We start from the raw sequence: 17,847 nt of genomic DNA, 5'->3' as shown, positions 1-17,847 counted from the left end.
AATATTTTTTTGGGTTCCTTCTTCTTCATATTCGCTACATGACCAAACTTGGCTCTTTTGATCTGTTAGCACACAGGTTTCCCGATGTATGCAAGTAGGACATATATTAAATGGATTGGCTTTCATAATCATTGTTCTAATTTATTTACCAAGATGCAATGGTTGTACCATGGGAAATAAAAAACCACCTACAAACAATAAAACCCCTGTAAAACAAGGGTTTATATGCTACTTATAAATATAAGTCAAAATAGGAAGTGGTGCATAATTACCCGTATGGGGTAAAATGTATCACTTAGAAATGATCTGAAAGTTTTTGTCGTATCGTTTTACGATCAATACCCAATATAGCGGCGGCTTTGGTTTTATTATTATCTGTGGCGTTAAGCACTTTTTGGATATACCGCCTTTCTATCTCTTTAAGTGGAAGCAACTTATCGTCTGGGAAGTCAATTTGAAACTTCAACGAATCTGGTAGATGCTCAACCTCTACAATTTTATCACACATAATTACAGCACGCTGTATCACATTCTCCAATTCTCTAATGTTTCCAGGCCAGTTATAGCGCTGTAGAATAGCTAAAGCTTCTGGGCTTATTTTCACAAAACCGTCCTTATATTCTATACCATATTTGAACAAAAATTTATCAGCCAATAAAGGAATATCATCTTTGCGCTCTCTTAGTGGAGCGACATTAATTTCAACAACCGTAAGTCTGTAAAAAAGATCTTCTCTAAAACTTTCTCTTTTAATCATTTTCTTTAGGTCACTATTGGTCGCAGCAATAATACGGACATCAATTTTCTCTGCTTTTTGAGCCCCCACTTTCACAACCTCTTTTTCCTGAAGCACACGCAATAAGCCAGTTTGAACCGCGGTTGATGCGTTGCCGATTTCATCTAAAAAAATGGTGCCGCCATGGGCAGCTTGAAAGAATCCATCACGGTTTTTTTCTGCTCCGGTAAAAGCACCCTTTGTATAACCGAAAAGTTCTGCTTCCAACAGGTTTTCTGGAATACCCCCACAATTTACGGCTATAAATGGCGCTCTTGAAAACTTACCTTGATAGTGAATGGCCCGTGCCACGAGTTCTTTCCCCGTACCACTTTCACCCTTGATAAAAATTGTTGCTTTATTATCTTTTACACGTTCAATGATTTGTATAATATCATTGATCTTTTCTGATTTCCCTATGATTTCACCATAGGTATTATCTTTTTTAATCACTTCTTTCGAGAAAATCCTATTAGAATCTTCTTCAACACCAAGTGCTTTATCTATAGCAGCACCCAATTCATCTTTAGTAAATGGTTTTGTAAGGTATTCTATCACCCCTGCTTTTAAAGTCACAAGCGAATCCTGTACTGAAGGATACCCAGTTACAACAAGCTTTGGTAATTTAGGGTAATGCTCTGAAACAAATTTGATCAATTCAAAACCATCTATTTCAGGCATCCTTAAATCTGTAATCAACAGATCAATTTTTGTATCTCTTAAGATTTGAACCGCTTCTTTTACAGAAACTGCTCCGTATGTATGGTAGTTCCATGACTGTAAATGGCGCTGCAACAACTCCAAAATATTTATATCGTCATCTACAATTAATATATTCTCTTTTTTAAGTAGCATATGCATATAAGTAATTAAGATTTGGGGAGTTTTACTGTAAAAACTGCTCCTTTTTGTGGGTTGTTTTCTGCTATAATAGTACCATTATGGCTTGCTACAATGCCGTGAACTACACTTAAGCCCAGTCCAGACCCTTCGCCAATAGGCTTTGTAGTATAAAAGGGTTGGAAGACTTTTTCTAAGGCTTCTTCAGACAATCCGATTCCTTCGTCTGAAATTTTTAATATTATTTGATCTTTAGATTGAAGTGCTTCAATGGTAACCAGTCCATTTTTAGGAGAAAAAAAGATGGCATTGATGATCAAATTGAAAATAATCTGTGTGAGTTGGATAGTATCTGCTTTTAGCCATAATTCCTCTTCTTCAATTTTTACAATGTATTTTACCTCTTCTTTTCTGAAGGTGGGTTCGAGCAGCGTTATAGCATCTTTAATACTTGGAACGATATTCACCTTCTTCATTTGCTGGGGCATCTCACAGGCAAAGAACATAAGTTTTTTAACCACTTCTCGTGAAAATATGGCATTACTAATGATTTTGTCAAGATCTCTACGCACCTGCTGGTTGCCGCTAAAATCTTCTTTTAATAGCTCTGCAAAGCCTAAAATATTAGCGAGCGGTGTATTAAGTTCGTGGGCGATACCCGCCGTCAATTCCCCAAGAATGGAAAGCCTATCAGCACGTTCCATTTGTCTTTTTAAAGAGATTTCGTTCTGCTGTATCTCAATGCGCTCCAGAAGGTTTCCTATTTTTAAGGCGACACTGTCCAGCAATTGTTTTTCTTCCTTTAAAAACGAGCTTTTATGATCTTTTAAGGATGCTATGATCTCTCCATTAGGCTTATTAAATACATTTATATTAGAAGATAAGTTCAATGTCGCATTAATAGAACCTGTTTGTATCACTCCATAAGACGTTTTTACGGCAATTTCCGTGAGGAGGGGAAACTGAAAGCCTTTTTTAAGACTGAAGGCAATGGCCTTAAAAGTCTGTTGTATCTGCTCTACATCTGCATTTACTATAATTGATGAAATTTCGTAGAGACAGGTAAGCTCTTTAATTCTTTCCTTTAAGGCTTCTTTGGTGGTGTCCATATAAGTAAGTTATGGTGGATAATTTAAGTATCTCAATTTAATTTTAAACATTATTATCTGTATCTGTTCTCCTAACACTAAAAAAACCGCTATTAACACTGGTCTTCCTCAGTATTTGGAATGCTACCCCTCAAAGATTAAAATTATATTTTTTCTACGTCTTTGGGTGATTTCTTGTTAAAGGTTATTGGATGCACACTTAACCCTCCTCATGTAAAATTCCCCATTGATTTACAAATCTTCTATTAAAGATATTTGGTTTTAAAATTGCTCCTATAGCTCTATTGAGAAATGGAATATTCTTAATAACCGATTGAATACTACTCGATTTTTATAATTAATAAAATATCTACCTAAACTTTTCACCTTCACCTTGAGGAAATCTAAGATTTATTAAACATAGTACAGGGCAAAATCAATTCCTGATTAGACTTTCAATGTTATTGGGTTTCGCTTCCGATCTATTGGTACTTCGCAAAAGATATTTAAACCTACTCCCACTCCCTCGCTGTCCTTACCCTTTTTAGTAAGCAAAATACCAATAGTTGGAAATTGAACGCTCTGCATAAGCCAGTCGTACCTCCTTTTTATAAGTCCTTATCAATTCCAACTCTTGAAGATGTATAAGCAACAAAAAAGGTAACAGCGAGGCACTATGGGAAGTAAATCTAAAATGAATCTTATGAAATCGTATAAAAACATCCAAAATGAAGCGACACCAAAGAAAATAAAAAAGGAAAACGCTCTGGATATAATAAGTAAATCACCTCAAAAAAAACAGAAATGTAAACTGTCTTAAAGGTTCGGGCAGGCTATAATTAATATTTAATTCTTTTATTATGAACACGTTAAAAAATCATGTACAGTTAATCGGAAATGTTGGTCAGGAACCAACAATTACCCAACTTGAAAACGGCAGGAAAGTAGCCCGTTTTTCGCTCGCCACTAATGAGTATTATAAGAACAACAAGGGCGAAAAAAAGCAAACTACCCAATGGCATACTATCGTAGCATGGGGTAAAACCGCTGAAATTATCGAAAAATATGCCGGGAAGGGCAAGGAAATCGGTGTTAGCGGAAAATTGAAGTCCCATAGCTATGAGGATAGTGTGAAGGTAATACACTATGTTACCGAAGTTGAAGCTAATGAAATTCTTTTGTTAGGAGTAAAAAGCAGTATTAATTCAGCTGATTAATCTAAAATTAAGAGGGCGTTTCCGTCCAAAGTAGCGCCCTCTTTTTATTAACTTTTAAAATTGTTAATATGAAAACTAAAGTTAACGAAATTGCGATAAGTTACAAGGGAGATTTGAAAGCAAGTTTGCATCCGAAAATAACATCTTCACTCATAGCTTCTGAAATAGCATATTCCCAATGGGATAAAAATAATCTCGAAATACATGAAACCTTTAAAATAATGCTTCTTAACAACGCGAATAAAGTAAAAGGTATTTATGAGGTTTCAAACGGAGGTCTTACAGCTACCTTGGTGGATATACGTATATTATATGCCGTTGTCCTTAAAAGCCTGACTACTGCTGTAATTTTACTACATAATCATCCAAGCGGAACATTAAATCCAAGTGAAACTGATAAACAGTTGACCCAAAAAATAAAAAAGGCAGGTGAATTATTGGACATAAAAGTATTGGACCATATTATTCTTACCCCAAATGGAGCATACTTCAGCTTTGCAGATCATGGAATTCTTTAAATATTAAGCCATGCCTAATCTATTTTTAAACCAGAGTAAGGATCCCATGATCACCACTTGTTAAAATTCAGAGAGCATGTAAAAAAATCTCCAAATTGTCACATTTTAGAAAATTTATCCCTCTTAAAACAAGTTGTAAACCCGGTAAATCGATTATTCACACCCTCATATCTAAAAGTGATTAAACACAAATAATTAAGATCCGTAAATTTCGACGGATCTTTTTTTGTCCGATTTAAAATTGTTTAGATCAAAATCATTAACTTTATTTCGCTGAACTTCAGCATACAAATTTAAGCAGCGTTATCCCATTATTGACTTTCGCCGATAACCTGCAAATCGAAACATTACATAACTGAAATTCCTTCTTAGAATTGGCAATTGGCTTTTAGCCGAATTGTACGAGAATTTTGTCCCGCCAGGCGGGACGAAAAGGAGTAGCAAGAGGATAACACGCTGCGTGTAAGCTTCCCCAGACTAGAACTGCTTAATTTTCCAAAACTTGTTTAAAATTATTGTTTTTCATTCTTTTGGGGCTAGCCCCAAAAGAATGAAGTGCTGCATATTGTACCGGTGATAATCTGCCCAGTGAATCGTGTGGACGATATTTATTGTAATCATTCATCCATATGTAGGTTTGAGCTCTTACCTGATCAATATTTTCAAAGATATACTTATCGAGGACACCCCTACGGTATGAACCGTTAAAACGTTCAACAAAGGCATTTTGAGTGGGTTTTCCAGGTTGTATATACTTAAACTCTATAGCGTGCATCTTACTCCATTCTGCTGTAAGATTGGCTATGAATTCAGGTCCGTTATCCATTCTAATCCTTCTTGGTCTGCCCCGGCGGTTGATCAGGTGATTGAGTACCCAAACCACGCGGTTACTGGTCAGGGAAAAGTCTACTTCAATATGTAATATCTCCCGGTTAAAGTCATCAATAACATTAAAAGACCTAAAGCGTTTCTTGTTTTCAAGAACATCACTTACAAAATCGATACTCCAGGTATCGTTCAGTTCTTCAGGAACCTCCAAGGGCTCCTTTACACGTGCCGGTAAGCGCTTTTTAATCTTTCTCCTCAAGGGTAGGCCTAAAGATACATACACACGGTGTACCCGTTTATGGTTCCAGGGGTTACCTTCGTTACGAATACGTCCATACGCCTTCCAGAACCCTTCCTCTGAATGCTCCTCTGCCTTTTTCTTCAACGCCTCTTCTATTGGGGCATCGTCTTTGGGCAAAGGTTTATAGTAATAGACGCTCTTGCTCATTTTTAGGACACGGCACGCCCTGCTGATGCCGTAGTGGATAAGCTCGTTGGCTATCGTCCGTTTGCGGCAGGGCTTTAGAGCTTTTTTTCGATGATCTCCTTGGCCATTTGATGATCCAGGGCCAAAGAGGCATACATCTGCTTTAGCCGGGCATTTTCAGCTTCAAGCTCCTTGATGCGCTTGAGCTCCTTGCTGCTCATACCGGCATACCTGCTGCGCCACTTATAAAAGGCGGAGGTACTGACCCCGTATTCCCTGCTGATCTCTTCGACACTTTTACCGTTGTCGAACTCCTTTAAAATTTTTGCGATCTGTGTAGGTGTGAATTTACTTCGTCTCATACTGTTTAAAATTAAGAATATTATTATACTTCTAAACAGTTCGGTTTTAAGGGAAGCTTACATGTAGCAATGTCTACACACAAATCCTAAAAAGAAACAAAATACAAATCAGTATGACACAAGAAAATCATTGCTATGAAAATGCGCTGGCAGAACGCGTAAACGGCATTCTGAAAGATGAATTCTATCTGGACCAGATCTTTACAAATACAGCCCACGCACAAAGAGCTGCAAAAAATGCAATCAAATTATACAATGAGATAAGATTACATTTATCTTTAGACTATAAAACACCAAATATGGTATATAAATCAGCAGCGTAAATCAAGTTTAACCTGTAGCCATATTTCAGGACAAGACATTGCAAAACAAATCCGCATAAAAACAGTAATAAATAAATGAGCACCAAAAAACTTTCATATTTACTTCTGATTTTATCATTCTATAGTTGTGTAAAACAAAAAAAAATAGCGAATGATGAAAATTGGACCAAAATAGTTACAGAAACTAGAACTATAGACAATATAACTTATAACTTTCCTGCAGAAGTTGAAATTCCACGTAGAAATCTTGCTATTGAAGAATGTCAAAAAGCAATTGAGGAAAATTTGAAACTAATTGGAGAAACAGAATTCACCAATAAAATGGATATTGATTTTTTAAAGTCAAGAAAAGAAATGCTAAAATTTGGTGGAATGGCTGCTCAAGGTTTGGCTTATCCCGACAGAGATGTATTTTTTACTTTACTTAAAGACAAAGGTTCACCTATAAAACACGAAATGATGCATATGATAACTATGTATAAATGGGGAACTCCACCTAATTCTTCAACTTGGATGAATGAAGGTTTAGCAACTTATTCTGGCGGAACCTGTTCTAAATACTCACTAGAAGAAATCTATAAATATTTTATCCAGAGTGACAAATTAATTTCTATGGATAAGTTATCAGAAAATTTTTATGAAAACCCAGATATGATTGCTTATACACAAAGTGCTTTTATTTGCAAATTTTTAATTGATAACTATGGAATATCAAAATTTAAAGAACTTTGGAAAAGAGGATTTGAAAAGCTGAACGAAATCTATGGTTTCGATGCACAAACTTTAGAGAAAAATTTAAAAGATTATGTAAACCAAAAGTACCAGACAAATATTGATTTTGATTGGGATGAATTTAATAAAGGTTGTTAAGGAACAACGAACCACTAATAATGTATATAAAACATAGCTAATTCAGGCTTTCCGAGAGGTCTGTGTGTATTTTCGAAGTCCACCAAATTTTTTAATTTGGCTTTTTGAAAAAATAAGATAAGAAGAAAATTAAAAAATTCGGCTCGTGTATAATCCGAATAGTTAGCGTCTATTAACTCGCTACGTTTCATATACGGAGACGTTACCTGTAAGCTGAATTCAACGAATGAAAAAATATTTACCTATAATTCTGACCTTATCATTTATAAAACTTATCATTCAATGGTTTGGCAATAGGAACTATGGCTTTCATCGTGATGAACTATTACATTTGTCAGTAAGTGAGCATTTGGATTGGGGATTTATGGAATTCCCGCCACTTATAGGTGCAATCGGGAAATTATCATATTGGCTTTTTGATTATTCTCTTTTAGGAATAAGACTCTTTCCAACCCTTGCAGGTGTTGCTATTCTCGTACTATGCTGTTTCATTGCAAAAGAACTTGGCGGAAAGGCGAAAGCTGTTATACTTGCTGGAATTTGCATATTGGCATTTCTTCCGTTTTACCGAAACCATACCCTATTTCAACCTGTAGCATTTGACCAACTGTTTTGGACACTTGGTTTTTACTGTATTATCAAATTCATAAACTCGCGAAACAAGAAATTCCTTATTCTCTTGGGAGTAACTTTAGGTTTAGGGTTATTGAACAAATACACCATATTAGTTTGGGCATTCGGGCTTTTTATTGGTTTGTTTTTCTATCAAAAAGGGAATCTATTTAAGAACAAATGGCTGTATCTATCGGCATTGATTTCATTTTTGATTTTCTTGCCTAATCTAACATGGCAAATTCAAAATGGATTCCCTCTACTAAAACATTTGCAAGCATTAAATGAAAATCAGCTGAATGAAATTAATCCGTTAGAATTTGGGCTTGAACAATTAGATTTTCCATTTACCTTAATTATCAGCCTTTTTGGTCTCGTTGCATTACTTACAGATAAACATTTAAAAAAGTACAGAAGTGTTGGAGTTGCATCGTTAGTAATCTTTTCTACAATGTGGCTTCTTAATTCTAAAGCCTACTATGTATTTGCAATTTATCCTATTCTTTTTGCAAGTGGAGCGGTGAAAATAGAGAGCTTACTATCTAAGAAACCTGTATGGGTTTATGTAATTGCTTTTATCACCTTGGCGCCTTCTGTCTATTTTATTCCTGAAGCCACACCAATACTACCAATTGAAAAATTTGTTGAGTATAAAAAACTTGAAGAAAAGAACGGACGAGTGGAATTAACAGGGGATTATGCTGATATGTTTGGTTGGGAACGTCAAGTAAAGTTAGTGGATAGTGTATATCAATCATTAAGTCCCGAAGAAAAAAGAAACTGTGTTTTATGGGCAGAAAATTACGGAGAAGCAGGAGCTCTCAAAATCTTGGGGAAGAAATACAATTTACCAAACCCAATAAGCAGACACGGGAGTTTTTGGATTTGGGGATATGAAAACAAAGATGCAGATGTTTGGATTAGTTTAGGTAATGACAAAATATCCGTTGAACACGTTTTTGAAGAAGTGGAATTAGTAAAAATAATTACCCATAAATATGCAATTGAAGAAGAAAACGGAATCCCTCTCTACATTTGTAGAAAGCCTAAAGCTGATATTGAGAAATGGTGGAAAGACTATGAAGAACATATATTTGACTGAAAAAGCCAGCAGGTAACAACATATGAAAACAATGCTGCAACCTGTCTCAAATCGAAATTCCGTGCTCACTTGCTTAGCGGATTGTCCTGCGGACAATCAATCTCGCCAGCTCGCACTGTTTTTATACGAGACGTTATAGCAAATTTAAAAACACCTTTCCTGAATAGGTTGATTAAAATTAATAAATAATTTAAATCTGATTTTCATATTTTACGCTATTTTTGTGGAATAATTCCTTAATAATGGATTTATTCCTAGAATATGAAAGTTTATTTTTCTCAATACTCATTTACTAATATCCCTATAATTTCTTCCGGTTTGTCTTGTGGATTTCCATCTCCCGCAGATGATCATCTTGATGAGGGTATTGACCTAAACAGGGAATATATACGCAATAAAGATGCTACTTTTTTTGGACGCGTAAGGGGTGATTCAATGATTGGTGCAGGACTAGAAGAGGGAGATCTTTTAATTATTGATAAAAGTCTAGAACCCAAAAATGGAAAAATTGCAGTTTGCTTTATTGATGGTGAATTTACAGTTAAACGTATAAAAATCTCAGATGATGCTATTTGGCTCATAGCTGAAAATGAAAAATACAAGCCCATAAAAGTGACGCAGGACAATGATTTTCTTATCTGGGGAGTAGTAACCAATGTTATTAAAAATCTATAGCATGTTTGCCCTTATAGACTGCAACAATTTTTACGCTTCCTGCGAGCGGGTTTTCAATCCCAATCTCATAGGCAAGCCAGTTGTGGTACTTTCTAATAATGATGGTTGTGTAATAGCGAGAAGCAATGAGGCTAAAGCCTTGGGTATTCCAATGGGTACACCTGCCTTTCAGTTAAAAACTGAATTTAAGAAGTATAAAATACATGTATTTTCCAGCAATTATGCCTTATATGGGGATATGAGCAGCAGGGTTATGAATTTACTCTCTGATTTTTCTCCTGACATGGAAATCTATTCGATTGATGAAATTTTTTTAAAATTAAAGGGGTTTGAATTGTTTAACTTGGATGAGTACGGCCTGCAGATAATAAAGAAGATTAGAAGGAATACAGGTATTCCCATTAGCGTTGGTATGGCTCCCACTAAATCTCTATCAAAAGTAGCCAATAAAATTGCCAAAAAATTTGCAGCTCGTACCAATGGAACCTATGTTCTAGACACTCCCGATAAAATAGAAAAAGCATTAAAGTGGACGGCTATTGGGGATGTGTGGGGCATAGGAAAAAGTTACCAAAATAAACTTCAAAGCATCAATGTTCAGAGCGCATGGGATTTTGTACAACTCCCCCATCAATATGTTCTAAATGAAATGACCATTGTGGGTCAAAGGCTACAACGTGACCTTAGCGGTGTTCTTACACTTGATCTGGAAGAGGTTGCTTTTAAAAAAAACATAGCAGTAACTCGCTCTTTTGAACACATGGTTGAAAATTATGAGGACATACACGAGCGCATCGCAACATATGCATCTAAAATTTCCTTTAAGCTACGTAAGCAAAATAGCTGCGCGCAGATGTTATACATTTTTTTACAGACCAACAAGCATAGACAGGATCTGACTCAATATAACCCGGGAATAACCTTGCATTTACCAGTTGCTTCGAATTCTACTCTAACTCTAACAAAAATTGCCATAGAAGGACTAAAACGTATTTTTAAAACGGGCTATCATTACAAAAAAGCGGGAGTGATTGCACTGGATCTCGTTTTGGATAATGCTAAGCAGTTATCTTTCTTTACTAATGCAGACCCCAGGCACAAGTCGTTAATGTATACAATTGACCAGCTAAACAAAAATTGCTTTGACAAGGTAAAGTTTGGCGGGCAGGATCTCGGTAAGGTATGGAAAATGCAGCAAGAGCATTTATCTAAACGATATACAACACGATTAAATGAAATTATTGAAATTAAATGCGAGTGACCTTATGATGTAAAGGTTATTAAATTTAAATCTTAAAGACTTTTTATGTCTCATGGGTGAATACAAACTAGTAGAAAATAATCTCATCACATGTCCAACTGCTCTAAGTATGCTGAAAACATATGATCATGTAAAAATGTTAAGCCGTAATGCCTTTTCAGTTTAGAAAAGATTTCTCAGATTTTATATCCACCTTACCTTCTTGAATTCCGAGTTTGTCCTTCAATACATTTATATCCTCACTCACTTTTCGCTCTACTACCCGAGCATAGATTTGGGTAGTAGAAAGCTTAGAATGACCCAACAACTTTGATACGGTTTCAATAGGCACACCATTTGATAAAGTTACCGTGGTAGCAAATGTGTGTCGGGCCACATGAAAGGTCAATTTTTTGTTTATTTCCAATAGTCGAGCGATCTCTTTTAGATATGTATTCGTTTTTTGATTGGAGTATACAGGAAGAAGTAAATGGGTATGTTGCATTTTAAAGGCATATATTTCCAGAAGTTCCTGGGCTTGGGGCAAAATAGGTATCTTCACAGGAGTGTCCGTTTTCTCTCGTGCCGTATATATCCACTTATTACCATCAATCCCCGGCACAATGTTATTGGCAGATAAGTTTTTAACATCTATATACGATAGCCCCGTGTAACATGCAAAAACAAATATATCCCGAGTTTGAAGCAAGGCAGATCTTGAGGATTGAAAACCAATGATTTTTTCAAGTTCCTCTTTACTTAGAAAATCTCGTTCTGCCTTGGTGAACTTCAACGCAAATTTAGAAAAGGGATCTTTTTGTACCCATTCTAATTTTTGAGCAAGGTTCATTAGTTTCTTAAAGCGTTCCAGATGTTTCATCACTCCGTTATTTGTCGGAGAAGGCCGGTGGGATTTAGATTTGTAGGTTCGCAGAAAATGTTCAAAATCCAGAATAAATCGATAATTGATCTGTTTTAGATAGATATCAGTTAATTTCATCTGAATACCTAAGAATTCATAGAGGTATTTTTCAGTAGTGCGATAGTTCTTCATCGTACCTGGTTTTAATACCGCTTGCATATTCAATGTATGGTAGTCAAGAATATCTGAAAGCTTTTTAAAACTATCATCAACACCCATATACCTTGCCTTTATCGCAGCGGCACTAAGAACCTGGTTATCATCTTGTAATTGGCGGAAGGACTCATAGATTTGATTGTAAATCCTGTCAATGGATTTGTTTACCTGGATACTTTCCGCACTACTTCCCCGTAGGCGACTCTTACGTTCATCCCATAAGGCTAAGGTAATCCTGCGTTGCAGACTGAGTTCAATACGCTCACTATTTAAAGTGATCCTGGCATAAAGAGGTGCCTTACCACTTTTAGCCTTGTTGGATTTTGGGAAAATAGTAATCCCAAAGGTCACCGGATTTTTCATAATTCTTCGTTTTCAAATTAAACACAATGCGTGAAAACGAAAGTCAAATCAGCGTTTGGGCGATATCAGACCCTTTTTTAAGAGGTCACCGAATCGGACACATATTATATGATATTATATCAAATTCTATGAATGCCCTAAAATCATAAAACCTTGTCAATCATAAGATTAACAAGGTTTTGATGCCATTTAATAATGGACTTGGTCGGGGTGGCAGAACTAATCTACCCCTAGACAATATTTTAATAACCAGACACTTATATTGTTTCAATAAATTCAGGTAACCGAATAGGTAACCTTTGCTCCGATTTCTTATCGTGAAACAAAGATATATGAATAATTGAAACTAAAAACATCAAATGATTTCAAAATTTATTTGATGTTCAAAACTTATCTCATTTGATAGTTTGATAATACAATACGAAAGTTTTTTCGAAATAGAGGTTTGAAAAAGTTTTGTGCGTATTTTAAAAATAACTCTAATCATATTTTAAAATTTAAGATAATGTTTCAAAAAATAGAAAAATTATATCGCTATTAATAGCCTTTACTGTTTAAGGAGACTTCAAAATCCGATAAATAAATACATTTGTAAAATATTTTTCTCTTTGAAATAGACTATATGCAGGGTTCAGAAATTTTAATTAACCCAAAGAGGTTTAAGGTACAATCAAATATCCCTCACTTTCTAAAATTGGTAGCGTTAGCAGCGCCGATAAGGTAACTTCCCACGCTGGGTTCAATTCGTCTTGCTCAATTTTCATACCCGCCACAGTTTGTCCACATAAGTATAATTTGACCCCGGCATTATCAAGTGCTTTTACCAGTTCTGTATTAGGATTTTTCTTTTGGTAGCGTTTTTCATAAGCTTTGTCAGTCAAACTTACTGCAATCGCTTTTCCGTGTACTACCGCCGCAATTTGAACATTTTTATCAGGTACCCCTGCGGCTTTTAATAAGTTGAGTTCCCGGGCTATTTTCCATAACCTTATATTTACTCCCGTTTTTTCAGCATCATTGTCAATATTGAACACTAGTTTATACGTCTTTTTTACATCGGGCTGGAAACTCAGGTTTTTATCATAATGAATTTTACCATATCCTTCAATTCTAGGATTGCTCCATTCCTGGGCCATGGTTGTCTGTGCTAAAAGGAGAAACAATCCCCAAAAAATTGTTTTCATACTATTTCGGTTTATTTTTTGATATTTAACTGTTTAAAATAAGTGGATCTAAGATCGGTTTATGGAAGCTCTTTATTTATTTGGATATTTTTTGTATTTACTGCATTTATGGACATTCCGTTTTTAAGGGTTGAATTTCCTTTTATGATAATCTGATCCCCGCTATCAACATTTCCAAATATTTCTATCATTCCATCTTTAGAGATTCCTGTAGTAATAGGAACCATTTGAATTTTACCCGACTTCACCTTTGCGATTAAGGTTTGGGTTGTGGTGGTTATAATGCTACTGGCAGGAACTTTTAAAGTAGGTTGATTACGCTTTAGGTTCAAATGAACCTGTGCATAGGCTCCAGCACTTAAGATATTAGCTGAATTATCATAATCAAATTCAACCATTAGTGAACGTAGCTCAGGATCGAGTGCCCTGCTACTACGGGAAAAACTAACCGGAAACTCTTTTCCGGGAGCACCATTCACCGTAAAATTGGCCTTGGTATTTGCCGAAAGGGCATCTGCGTGTTTGGAAGGAATAGCCACTACCAGGCGCAGTTTATCTTCCCGCGCCAATTTTAAAAGTGGTTCCTTTCCGCTTCCTACAAGGGCTCCGGGAGAAACCAACCTGCTGGTAACCACCCCGTCAAACGGCGCTTTGATATTACGATATCCCGCCAACTGCGCAGCGGCCGCTACTTCTGCTTTTACAGCACTCAAAGCAGCACTGTCCCCCATAAAACGGGTTTTGGTCTGTTCAAGTTCTATTGATGATATTGCACCTTCAACTTCAGAGGCTCGGTTCATCCGTTGAAAATTTTGACCACTAAAGCTTAACTTTTCAGCTATTTCACGCTGTTTTGCCCGGGCTGCCAATAATTGCTGTTGAATTTCCGGAGCTTCAATACTTAATAATAATTCTCCTTTCGTTACCATATCACCCCGGTCTACACTTAACTTTTCTACAAAACCTTCAATTTTAGCATATAAAGTCACCTCTTCATAGGGTTTTAATTCACCGGGAAGGGAAAGCTCGTATTCCAGCGTATCACTTTTTATGCTGGTAACCTGATAGGTGGGTTTCGAAGATTCAGCTTTCTTTTTCACGTTGTTTTCAGAATTACCGCACGCCATTAAAAGCAGGGTAAGTAAGTAAAAAGGAATAGATTTTATATAAAATTTCATTTTTTAGGATTTTAAGTTTTTTTGATAGTATTTACTGTGCTGGTCGTCTGGATCTAAAGACACTTTTTTAGGCTGGGTATTTGCATAAGCGATTGTATAGATAAAGGGTAAAACCAGTAAGGAAGTAAAGGTTGAAAATACCAACCCGCCAATGACGGCCTGTCCCAGTGGTGCGACCTGTGATCCGCCATCGCCCAATCCCAATGCCATTGGGATCATCCCGGCAATCATCGCCAGGGCGGTCATTAAAATAGGTCGAAAACGGGAGGCTACCGCCAGCCGAGAAGATTCGGCCGCATTCTCCAGTTTCTCTTTTCTAAAGAGTTCGGCCTGGTTAATAATGAGTACCGCATTGGATACCGAAACCCCTACGGCCATTATCATACCCATATACGATTGCAGGTTGAGCGTACTCCCCAGAAGCGACAGGCTTAAAAGACTTCCCGCCACCACAGCAGGTATAATCCCTAAAATCACCAAAGAAGTTTTAAAAGATTGATAGTAGGCTGTCAGCATTAAGAAAATTACCACAATGGCTACCAGCAATCCGGATTGCAAACCCGATAAGGTCTCGCTAAGCACATTTACCTCTCCTGCCATCCGGACACTATAGCCTCTTGGTGGCGCGTCCAGTTCGCTAAGAATTTTACGAACCTTCCTAGAAGCACTTCCCAAATCGGTGTGATTCGTATTTGCGGTAACTGTCACAAAGCGATTAGGACCTTTTCGGTTTACCTGTCCCGGCTCGGTTGCCAAACTTAGATCGGCTACATCATCAAGGGTAGGACTCATTGCCCCCGGCTTTAGGGGAAGATTTTGAAGATCGTTCAATGAATTTACTTGGTTTTCAGGTAATTGAACCTGTACCTGAAAGACCAATCCTGAATTAGGATCTACCCATACATTTTTACTTACAAAACGGGAAGAAGATGTAGCTGTGGTAAGGGCTGTACTCACCTCCCGCATCGTTAATCCCAATTGTGCCACACGTTCTCTATCTACATTAATTGAAATACTAGGATAATCTACCGGTTCATTTAAATGGATATCCGACAGATAATCTTCGTCTTTTAGCGCATTCGTGATCTGGTTGGCGTATAAGGTCACCTGATCCAGATTTTTACCAAGAACTTCTATGGCAATTGGTGTGCTGTAACCTTGCCCCATAATTTTTTCTACAAGTTCCATTGGTTCGAAGGTAAATTGAAGTTCAGGAAAGTCATTTTTAAGACTGGTACGCAAATCGTCTTTCAGCTCATCCACCGGTTCATCAAAGGATTCCGGTAGCGAAAACTGTAAAATCGCCTCTTGTGAACCGCTGGTAAACAAAAAAATAGGGTTAATTGGTGTATTTGGCGAATGCATCCCTACGAATCCTGAAGTAATCTCCAGCTTTTCAGGTGCAATTTGTTTTCGAATGTGGTCTTCTACCGCCAATACGTAATCTTCCGTTTGATCTAAAGCAGAACCCACCGGGGCTTTTATTCGCAATTGTAAATCCTTAGAACCGCTAGGTGGCAGGATGTCAGTTCCAATAGAAACAAATAAAATCCCTGATAAGGCAATAACAACTAACAAATATCCAAAGAAAATAGGCTTTTTAAAGCGTTCTTTCTGCTGAATAAATTGCAGGTACCGTCCTTTAAATTTATCAAAACGGGAATCTTTCGTAGCAGCATGCTTTACGGGGTGCTTTTTCATCATCCAATTGGCCAGGACTGGAATAAAGGTTTGTGAGGCCAAAAAAGAAGCGATCATCGCTGATCCCACCGCAATGGATAATGGTATGAACATATCTCTAGGGATACCTACCATCATAAAAGAAGGAATTAAAACAGCAAGAATACATAACAAAATCAGGAATTTTGGTATTGAAATTTCCATTAAGGCATCTAAAATCGCCCGTTGTTTGGTCTTTTCCATTTCAAAATGCTGATGAATATTCTCAATGGTGACCGTAGCCTCATCCACGAGAATACCTATGGCTAATGCCAGACCACTTAGGGTCATAATATTAATGGTCTGACCCAACAGGTACAACATAATTATAGCCGTAAGTACTGCAATTGGAATAGTGAGCACCACAATTAGAGCCCCTCGTTTATCCCCAAGAAACAGGAGTACCATTAGGCCGGTAAGGACTGCTCCCAAAATTCCTTCGTGCAATAAGTTGGAAAGGGCATTTTCAATATAAGTAGACTGGTCGAACACAAATTTGATCGATACGTCCTCTGGCAAGGCATCCGATAACATCGGCATGGCATCTTTTAAGTTATTTATAGCGGCTAAGGTTGAGGCATCTGCTTTTTTAATAATGGGCAGATAAACGGTACGTTTTCCATTAGCCAGTGCATAAGCCGTGGTTTTATCAGCTCCGTCGGTAACAGTGGCCACGTCTCGAACAAATACCGTAGGTCCCGAACCGGTTTTGATGGGGGTATTCATAAATTCTTCTGCACCCAGTTCCAACGTATTCACCGGTGCCATATAATTGATGTTTCCTATCTGAACATTCCCAGCAGGGGAAGGGAAATTATTTTTAGCCACCGCTTCCAGGATTTTATCAGCAGTAAGTCCATACGCCTGCATTTCTTCAGGTTTTACATTAATCACCATCGTACGAACGTTGCCTCCAAATGGTGCCGGAGCGCTAATCCCCGGAATATTTACAAAGGAAGGTCGAATACGGGTTATGGCCAGGTTTTGCAGTTCTCCGGTAGACCGCTGGTCACTTTCAAAAACCAATTGGCCAACGGGTTGTGCGCCCGCATCAAATCGTACTACTTGAGGCGGTACCGCACCGGGGGGTAAAAAGGCCATTGCGCGGGATACTTGCGTGGCCACCTCCGCCTGGGCTTGTGCCATATCGGTCCCAGGATAAAAACTTAGCTTCATTAAAGTCAACCCCTGCACACTTTTGAATTCCATATCCCTAACGCCGCCTACAAACACGAGTACTTTCTGAAATTCATTGGACATAAACCCGTCCATATAGGCAGGAGAGAGCCCTCCGTAAGGCATCGCGATATAAATTGCCGGAGCCTCTACTTGTGGAAAAATATCTACTTTAATTTTTTGAATGGCCATTACCGAAAAGTATAGCAACGCAAGGACTGTCACGATGATGGCTATTGGTTTTCGTAAAGCGAATCTTATTATATTCATTC

At 37.3% G+C, this 17,847-nt stretch carries 14 protein-coding genes; 7 read left to right on the top strand and 7 right to left on the bottom strand.

Features of this window, described 5'->3' with window-relative positions; all coding sequences use genetic code 11:
- Positions 1-295: 295 nt before the first annotated feature.
- Both ACH3O9_RS14280 and ACH3O9_RS14275 read right to left on the bottom strand, forming a co-directional pair.
- Positions 296-1,630: a sigma-54-dependent transcriptional regulator gene (locus ACH3O9_RS14280; protein ID WP_416441590.1), complete on the bottom strand. Its 1,335-nt coding sequence runs from the start codon at positions 1,628-1,630 to the stop codon at positions 296-298.
- A 14-nt stretch (positions 1,631-1,644) separates the two neighbouring features.
- Positions 1,645-2,724: a sensor histidine kinase gene (locus ACH3O9_RS14275; RefSeq protein WP_416441588.1), complete on the bottom strand. Its 1,080-nt coding sequence runs from the start codon at positions 2,722-2,724 to the stop codon at positions 1,645-1,647.
- A gap of 839 nt (positions 2,725-3,563) precedes the next feature.
- Between ACH3O9_RS14275 and ACH3O9_RS14270 the strand changes: the two genes are divergently transcribed.
- Positions 3,564-3,920 carry a single-stranded DNA-binding protein gene (locus ACH3O9_RS14270; RefSeq protein WP_416441586.1) on the top strand — a complete coding sequence of 119 codons (357 nt, stop codon included), beginning with the start codon at positions 3,564-3,566 and terminating at the stop codon, positions 3,918-3,920.
- Positions 3,921-3,988: 68 nt separating this feature from the next.
- Positions 3,989-4,438 (top strand): JAB domain-containing protein, encoded by a 450-nt coding sequence (locus tag ACH3O9_RS14265; protein ID WP_416441538.1) that lies wholly within the window; start codon positions 3,989-3,991, stop codon positions 4,436-4,438.
- 487 nt (positions 4,439-4,925) lie between these two features.
- On the opposite strand, the gene ACH3O9_RS14260 is transcribed toward ACH3O9_RS14265, so the two are convergent.
- Positions 4,926-6,055 (bottom strand): IS3 family transposase gene (locus tag ACH3O9_RS14260; RefSeq protein ID WP_416441584.1). Its coding sequence is split into 2 segments (ribosomal slippage): positions 4,926-5,794 and positions 5,794-6,055, totalling 1,131 coding nucleotides; the frame shifts between segments, so codons are not numbered across the junction.
- A gap of 83 nt (positions 6,056-6,138) precedes the next feature.
- On the opposite strand from ACH3O9_RS14260, the gene ACH3O9_RS14255 reads away from it, so the two are divergent.
- The 5 genes from ACH3O9_RS14255 (at position 6,139) to ACH3O9_RS14235 (ending at position 10,898) form a co-directional block, all read left to right on the top strand.
- Complete coding sequence (locus ACH3O9_RS14255) at positions 6,139-6,378, top strand: integrase core domain-containing protein (protein WP_416446702.1); 240 nt, start codon at positions 6,139-6,141, stop codon at positions 6,376-6,378.
- 75 nt (positions 6,379-6,453) lie between these two features.
- Complete coding sequence (locus ACH3O9_RS14250) at positions 6,454-7,248, top strand: peptidase MA family metallohydrolase (RefSeq protein WP_416441582.1); 795 nt, start codon at positions 6,454-6,456, stop codon at positions 7,246-7,248.
- A 226-nt stretch (positions 7,249-7,474) separates the two neighbouring features.
- A complete protein-coding gene (locus ACH3O9_RS14245) occupies positions 7,475-8,962 on the top strand; it encodes an ArnT family glycosyltransferase (protein WP_416441580.1) in 1,488 nt (495 codons plus the stop codon).
- A gap of 261 nt (positions 8,963-9,223) precedes the next feature.
- A complete protein-coding gene (locus ACH3O9_RS14240; protein ID WP_416441578.1) occupies positions 9,224-9,637 on the top strand; it encodes a LexA family protein in 414 nt (137 codons plus the stop codon).
- 1 nt (position 9,638) lies between these two features.
- Complete coding sequence (locus ACH3O9_RS14235; protein ID WP_416441576.1) at positions 9,639-10,898, top strand: Y-family DNA polymerase; 1,260 nt, start codon at positions 9,639-9,641, stop codon at positions 10,896-10,898.
- 157 nt (positions 10,899-11,055) lie between these two features.
- On the opposite strand, the gene ACH3O9_RS14230 is transcribed toward ACH3O9_RS14235, so the two are convergent.
- The 4 genes from ACH3O9_RS14230 to ACH3O9_RS14215 form a co-directional block, all read right to left on the bottom strand.
- Positions 11,056-12,318 carry a site-specific integrase gene (locus ACH3O9_RS14230; protein WP_416441574.1) on the bottom strand — a complete coding sequence of 421 codons (1,263 nt, stop codon included), beginning with the start codon at positions 12,316-12,318 and terminating at the stop codon, positions 11,056-11,058.
- A gap of 659 nt (positions 12,319-12,977) precedes the next feature.
- Positions 12,978-13,502: a DsrE family protein gene (locus ACH3O9_RS14225; protein ID WP_416441572.1), complete on the bottom strand. Its 525-nt coding sequence runs from the start codon at positions 13,500-13,502 to the stop codon at positions 12,978-12,980.
- Between the two features lie 59 nt (positions 13,503-13,561).
- Complete coding sequence (locus ACH3O9_RS14220) at positions 13,562-14,680, bottom strand: efflux RND transporter periplasmic adaptor subunit (RefSeq protein ID WP_416441570.1); 1,119 nt, start codon at positions 14,678-14,680, stop codon at positions 13,562-13,564.
- 3 nt (positions 14,681-14,683) lie between these two features.
- Positions 14,684-17,845, bottom strand: coding sequence for an efflux RND transporter permease subunit (locus ACH3O9_RS14215; RefSeq protein ID WP_416441568.1), 3,162 nt, complete (start codon positions 17,843-17,845; stop codon positions 14,684-14,686).
- Between the last annotated feature and the right edge of the window lie 2 nt (positions 17,846-17,847).

The organism is Leeuwenhoekiella sp. A16 (assembly GCF_047946675.1).
Taxonomy (GTDB): Bacteria; Bacteroidota; Bacteroidia; order Flavobacteriales; family Flavobacteriaceae; genus Leeuwenhoekiella.
Note: the sequence above shows the minus strand (reverse complement) of the source record. Positions and strands in the feature narration are given on the sequence as shown.